Below are 6,205 nucleotides of genomic sequence, written 5' to 3'. Positions count from 1 at the left end.
GAACTTCTCTCACTCGCGTCGGAATGCACTTCCTAGTATAGCAGCTTTACCCGGAGCGTCAATTGTCTTAGAAAAAGATCCTGTTTCCCCATTGATATTGCCGAGTGCGCAATAATGCCTAGTACCGGAACATCTGTCAATTGTCCGCTGCCGAGGAAGGCTGACGTCCGTTCTGGAAAAAACGGTAAACCTCTTCCAGCCGATCGGTGCGGCGGGCGGGAGGTAGGGCATTCAAAATCAGGCGACCATAGCTCTTGGTATAGATGCGGCTATCGAGAATGGCCATCACGCCGCGATCCTCGCGTGTGCGCAGCAAACGGCCCAAACCCTGCTTGAGGCGCAGCACTGCCTGGGGGAGGACGTAGGAACCAAACCAGTTCTCGCCGGCCTCTTTCATGAGCGCAACGCGGGCGGCGTGGACCGGGTCGTCAGGCGGGTCGAACGGCAGTTTGTCGATGACCACTAGCGAGAGGGTGTCGCCGGGGATATCGACCCCTTCCCAGAAGCTCTTGAGGCCGAAGAGAACCGCAGGCTCTGCTTTAAACTGGCGCAGCAACTCGTTGCGTGGCCAGTCGCCCTGACGCAGCAGGCGGAAAGGCAGGGCGCTCGTCTGCAGCAGCTCGTAGACTGCATCCAGCATGCGCTGGCTAGAGAAGAGTAAGAAAGCGCGGCCCTGAGAGGCGTTGACCAGGTGCAGCATTTCGCCAGCGATGGCCTCGATATAGCGTCGCACAGCTTCGCCTCCACCGTAAGCTGGTTCGGGCAGATGGCGCGGCAGGTAAAGCAGAGCATTCCGCTCGTAGTCAAAGGTCGGGGGAAGAATCCGTTCCTCTACCTCCGGCATATCCTCGTAGCTGAGGCCGATGCGCTGTCGGAAATAAGCGAAATGGGGGCCCTTCTCCTCGGGCCGCAGCGGGTGTGGTCCTGTAGTAGCCAGGGTGGCCGAAGTGAAGATGAGGATCGGGGTTTTCAGCAGCTTCTCGCGCAGCCAGGAGGTCACATCGAGCGGTGCCGCCGAAACCTCGATATGATTGCCACGCTGTCCTGGTTGGGTCACACGCTCCAGATAATAGACATAGCGCTCGGGTTGATTGACGGAGAACACGGTGCGGATGTGCTCGGCCAGATTCTGCGTGCGCTTGAGCAGCCGATCGTAGAGCGTGCTCTCCTTTTCCGGCAGATCGCGCGGGCGCTCCTGGCGCAGAGAATCGGCGAGCTGGGCGATGACGGTCGCCAGCTGCAAGCCCTCCTCCAGTGGTTCCTGCAAGTTCAGGCGTGAGCCAGGTCCGCAGGAACGAGCCAACTGTTCCAGGCGGCGCCAGGTCGTGAGCCAGGCGCGCTCGGCCTCATCCTGGAGGCTCAAGCGGCTGTGCTCCTTCAGCATGCGCTGGGCGAGCAGCGTCCGAATCTGGTTGGGGCTGATGGTGATCGTGAAGGCGCGAGTGGCCTCCTCCTCAAGGTGATGAGCTTCGTCCAGCACGATGACATCCCGCTCGGGGAGCAGGTGGCCCTCCAGGGCTGCATCGAGCAGCAGCAGCGTGTGATTAACCACAATAATCTGAGCTTGCTCGGCGCGCAGACGCATCTGTCGAACATAGCAGTCGAAGAAGAAAGGGCATTTACTCCAGGCGCACTGATCGCGCTCGGCCACGATGCGGCTGCGCAGGTCGGCGGAGAGAGGGAAATCAAGGCTCTCGATATCGCCGTTGAAATCGGCGTCGGGGTCCTGGGTCAGCTCGTAGAGACGGCGAAACTCGCGATTTTTGGCGTAGAGCTGCAGGCCAAGGCGTTCGTTTTCGAGGCGATCCAGGCAAATGTAGTTCCCCATGCCTTTGACCAGGGCCGCCTCGAAAGGCTTGATGTGCTGCTGAATGAAAGGAATATCCTTGTAGAAGAGCTGCTCTTGCAGTGCTTTGTTGGCGGTGCTGATGATGGCCACGCGGCCAGAGCGAACGATGGGAACAAGATAGGCCAGTGATTTACCGGTCCCGGTGCCCGCTTCGAGAATGGCGTGGCGCCCTTGCTCCAGGACACGGGCCACCACCTCGGCCATAGCGATTTGGGCGGGCCGCTCCTCGTAGCCTGGCAGACTGTGCGAGAGAATACCGCCCTGGCGCAGATCGGCCCGTACGATGGCCAGTAGACCTTCCGCTTCTTCTTCTTCCTCTACAGGCTTCTCCCCCTTCGGCAGGACTGGGCCGGCAGGCGCAGTCTCCTGGGCCAGCGCCCTGGAGGGGGCAGCCAGGGCTGGATGAGCGGGAACAGCGCTGGCCGGTAGCGGTAGCGCTGAGGCCGCCCGCTGCATGGCCACGGGACTGATCCCGCTGGGAGAGGCCGTCAGCGCCGGAGAGGGAGATTGAATGATTGGACGCTCGACCGCGCTCTCGCGCTCTTGCGCCGGGTAGAGGTGAGGCAGGCCCTTGATGGCGGCCAGGCAGGCATCGGCGAAAGCGCGCACGTGTGGGAAACGCTCGGCGGGATCAAGAGCCAGTGCCTGCAGAAGAACCGCCTCTAGCTCAGATGAAATAGTCGGGTTCAGGTCGCGTGGTCTGATCAGCAGCTGGCGTTCCTGTTGAGATAGCAGTTCTGAGACCGTCCGTCCCTCGTAGGGAGGGCGCCCGCAGAGCCAATGATAGACCAGGGCCGCCAGGGCATACTGATCGCTGGCCAGCAGCGGAGAGCCGCGCAGATGCTCCGGGGCTTTATATGGCAGGGCCGCAGGCTCGTCGTCATAGGTCAGGCTCCCATCGCGGCAGGACAGAGCAAAGTCGGTCAGCACTGCATTAGCAGGCTCGCCAAGAATGCAGCCCGCGTGGAGATTACCGTGCAGCACCTTGCGCTGGTGAGCCATATGGAGGGCATCGCCAATAGAGAGCAACACCGGCAGAATCTGATCAGGGGACAGATAGCGCTGTTCTTGAAAATAGTGCTCAATGCTCTCGCTGGGCAGGTCGTGCAACACGAGATAGCCATAGAGCTGATCGCTAGCGGGCTGGCTCAAGAAGCCGTAGTCTCTCACCGAAGCGATGGCCCGGTTGCCAGAGAGCCTCTTGAGCTGGCGCGCCCGTTCCTGAAAAAGCTGCTGGTCGGCCTCAGTAAGCAAGGGGAGAGCACTGACCTTAATAAAGATCTCAGCGCGAGAGCGTTTCGTCGGCTGACAGCGGTAAAGGGTGCCACTAGCGTTCTCCTTGATTTTCTCGGCGATGGTGTAGGAATCAATCTGGTGCAAGTCTAGACCTGCCATCAATGGCTCTCCCCCACAACTGAACAGATGTTTGTACTGCCTGTGCCAGTATATCACAGCCGTCGTCAGGGGACAATGGCAGCCCGACGGCCTGGAGCTTCCCCTCTCAAACTGGGAGAGCCTGCCACGCTAAGCGTTCCCACTTGACAGAAGTGCCAGAGTCAGCTATTTTAGCGTAAACGAGACACGCATTGTCATAGACCCCACGGCTCAAGGCGGGGGCTTGCGGGGATGACCCGACCAGCCCGAGCGGCTGAGCCGAAGGACAAGGCGAGGAAGCCGCTCCGTCGTAGGCAGGCCAAAAACCCACTTCGGGATGCTTCCCCAGTCCCGGACCGATGATCGCTCACCGTGAAGATGCCGTTCGGGAACGGATGCAGAAACGCGCGGCATACCGCCGCCGGAGGGCAAACGGCTGGTTCCCGCCTTCGTTGCGGAGCCGGGTTGAGAACATCCTCTCGTGGGCGAGCCGGTACCGGCGCCTGGCACCCATCGCTTTTAGCGAGGTCGAGACCGCTCGATTTGACACGCAGGCGCACCAGACAGACCCCGGAGATCTCTGGTGTGGAGTACCAGCGTGGCCAGCTGTTCGGCTATGAAGTCCGCGAGTACTTGCGAGAAAAATGGGGACGCCGCTGTGTGTACTGCGGTGCGGAGAACGTGCCACTGGAGATCGAGCACATCGTCCCCAAGAGCCGTGGCGGCAGCAACCGGGTGTCTCATCTCACGCTGGCCTGCCGCGTCTGCAACCAGGCCAAGGGGAACTGGACGGCGGAGGAGTTGGGCCACCCGGAAGTGCAAGCCAAGGCGAAGGGGCCGCTGAAGGATGCCGTGGCCGTCAACGCGACGCGCTCCGCGATCCGGAACGGTCTGTGTGCCATGAGCCTGGAGGTTCGCTCATGGACGGGCGGGCGGACGAAGTGGAACCGGGAACGGTTGGGACTCCCGAAGACGCATACGCTAGACGCACTGTGCGTGGGCGATCTTGCCGGGGTGTCCGGCTGGCATGCCACGGTTCTTGCAATCAAGGCGCTGAGTCGCGGGCAGCGCTGCTGGACGAACGTGAACGCCCACGGTTTCCCGCGCGGATACAGCATGCGTTACAACAGCTATGGGTGAGCAGAACGAGCAGATGAGCAGCGGGCAATGTCAGAAACCGAGTGCAGAGGCTCAGGCCCATCATTATGACCCCTCGAAGTATGAGCGGCCATCGGTGACTGTTGACGTGGTGATGATGAGCATTCGCCAGTCAGATCTGCAAGTGTTGCTGGTCAAACGGCGCTCCTGGCCGTATGAGGGCATGTGGGCTATTCCAGGGGGCTTCGTGCGCATCGATGAGTCGCTGGAGGATGCGGCCAAGCGTGAGCTGTATGAAGAGACTGGCGTGCAGGACGTCTATCTAGAGCAGCTCTATACCTTTGGCGATCCTGGTCGTGATCCGCGCATGCGCGTGATTACAGTTGTCTATTATGCCCTTCTAGACTCGGAGCGCTTGCAGGTGCGGGCGGCGGATGATGCCAGTGATGTCGGCTGGTTTTCAATGTACAATCTGCCGGAGCTGGCCTTTGATCACGCCAAGATCCTGGCCTATACGCTCCAGCGTATTCGGGGCAAGCTGGAGTATACGACCATCGCCTTTAATTTGCTGCCAGAGCAGTTCACGCTGCGCGAGCTGCAGCGCGTCTACGAAATCATTCTTCACCGCAAGTTGGATAAGCGTAATTTCCGCAAGAAGATCCTCTCCACCGGTATTCTGGAGGATACCGGAGCCAAGAAAATGGAAGGAACCCACCGACCCGCCCGTCTCTATCGTTTTAACCCGGCGGCTGTTGCACGCCAGTAGGGCGGGACGGCGGGAGCTAGCTGAGGAGGCGCTCGCATCTTGCCTTGTCGTTGCAGCGCTTCCTTCCCCACTCTGGAGAAAAAGTGAGATCTACCCCTGCCGGGAAGGCGTGCCTGGCTGTTGCTGTGCTCCCTCCTGGTCCTTTGCCGCGGCATACAAAGCAAGCGTGGCCTCTTCGTCACTCTGGCCTGGCTTAGCGTAGCCTGGCAGCTCAAGCAGCGTCAGCAGCTCTGTCAGCGAGTGAACGAGGATGCAGTCGACATCGTGGTTGCGCAAGTGATGGGAACGGTCTAGCAGCACAGGTGTAATACCAGCGGAGCGAGCGCCGAGCACATCATGGATGTAGGAGTCGCCGATGTGCAGCGTGTAGTCAGCAATAGCATTAGCGCGCTGGAGGGCCGTTTCATAGAGAAGTGTCGATGGCTTGGCGTAGCGCGCAATTGCCGAGACAATCACGCAGTCGAAGAAGCGCGTCAGGCGGTGGCGGTGTAGGATGGAGCTGAGGCTGATGCCCCAGTCCGAGATCACGCCCAGCGTATAGTGATGTTGTTGCAGCACTTCCAGTGTGGGCACGACGTCAGGAAAAACCTCCCAGCTCGTATGCGTCGCGAACTCCTCCGTGATGGCTCGGGCCAGCTCGTAGAGGCGCTGCTCGCTGCGCTCATCGACGGCATGGCGCAGCATACTGACGTAGTAACCGAGCCATAGCTCATTGATAGCCTGCTCGCTGGCCCAGGTATGGCGGTTCAGGCGAACCTGGCGGTAGAAGAAATCTTCCGCCTCGATCAGGCCCTGCTTGAGGCGTGTCAGGTCGACGCCCAGGCCAGTGCGCTGACAGACCTGCTGACAGATCTCAACGACTGAAGGATAGGGCTGCAAGAGAGTCTGGCCAGCATCAAAGAAAATAGTGCGAATTGCCTGGGGCTGCTCAAGACGCATAGTTACCTCTTTTCCAGTCTGCTCGCGAGCAAGGTGGCGTTATTATGCTGGCTGTCAGCAAGCCCAGGCAAGAGCCTGCCCACCCTACCCACTCACCTCACCTCGTGACTGCGAGCGAGATCGGCCACCTTGGCCGCCAGATGGCTCCTCTCAGTCTCCTCGTCCCCTAATCTGTGGAA

Annotated in this window: 5 protein-coding genes; 3 read left to right on the top strand and 2 right to left on the bottom strand. The window is 60.3% G+C overall.

From position 1 onward, the window contains the following. Window positions 1–136: 136 nt before the first annotated feature. Window positions 137–3,244 (bottom strand): helicase C-terminal domain-containing protein, encoded by a 3,108-nt coding sequence (locus IRZ31_RS19515; protein WP_297156838.1) that lies wholly within the window; start codon window positions 3,242–3,244, stop codon window positions 137–139. A 338-nt stretch (window positions 3,245–3,582) separates the two neighbouring features. Between IRZ31_RS19515 and IRZ31_RS21510 the strand changes: the two genes are divergently transcribed. The 3 genes from IRZ31_RS21510 to IRZ31_RS19505 are packed head-to-tail and all read left to right on the top strand — an operon-like array spanning window position 3,583 to window position 5,087. Next, the gene (locus IRZ31_RS21510) at window positions 3,583–3,843 is read left to right on the top strand and encodes an RRXRR domain-containing protein (RefSeq protein ID WP_363325706.1); all 261 of its coding nucleotides are present in this window, start codon (window positions 3,583–3,585) and stop codon (window positions 3,841–3,843) included. Continuing rightward, window positions 3,767–4,363: an RNA-guided endonuclease IscB gene (gene iscB / locus IRZ31_RS19510; protein ID WP_363325705.1), complete on the top strand. Its 597-nt coding sequence runs from the start codon at window positions 3,767–3,769 to the stop codon at window positions 4,361–4,363. Before IRZ31_RS21510 ends, iscB begins: the two co-directional genes overlap by 77 nt. A 13-nt stretch (window positions 4,364–4,376) precedes the next feature. Next, window positions 4,377–5,087: an NUDIX domain-containing protein gene (locus tag IRZ31_RS19505; RefSeq protein ID WP_297156835.1), complete on the top strand. Its 711-nt coding sequence runs from the start codon at window positions 4,377–4,379 to the stop codon at window positions 5,085–5,087. 90 nt (window positions 5,088–5,177) lie between these two features. Here the strand turns inward: IRZ31_RS19505 and IRZ31_RS19500 are convergent, their stop codons facing one another. Then, window positions 5,178–6,026, bottom strand: a complete 849-nt coding sequence (locus tag IRZ31_RS19500; protein ID WP_297156832.1) for an HAD hydrolase-like protein — start codon at window positions 6,024–6,026, stop codon at window positions 5,178–5,180. Window positions 6,027–6,205: the final 179 nt, after the last annotated feature.

The sequence above is a fragment of the Thermogemmatispora sp. genome (assembly GCF_019683635.1).
Classification (GTDB): domain Bacteria; phylum Chloroflexota; class Ktedonobacteria; order Ktedonobacterales; family Ktedonobacteraceae; genus Thermogemmatispora.
Note: the sequence above shows the minus strand (reverse complement) of the source record. Positions and strands in the feature narration are given on the sequence as shown.

Coding starts and splice junctions, on each gene's coding strand:
- IRZ31_RS19515 (WP_297156838.1), bottom strand. CDS start 3,244: ATGGCAGGTCTAGACTTGCACCAGATTGATTCCTACACCATCGCCGAG.
- IRZ31_RS21510 (WP_363325706.1), top strand. CDS start 3,583: ATGATCGCTCACCGTGAAGATGCCGTTCGGGAACGGATGCAGAAACGC.
- IRZ31_RS19505 (WP_297156835.1), top strand. CDS start 4,377: ATGAGCAGCGGGCAATGTCAGAAACCGAGTGCAGAGGCTCAGGCCCAT.
- IRZ31_RS19500 (WP_297156832.1), bottom strand. CDS start 6,026: ATGCGTCTTGAGCAGCCCCAGGCAATTCGCACTATTTTCTTTGATGCT.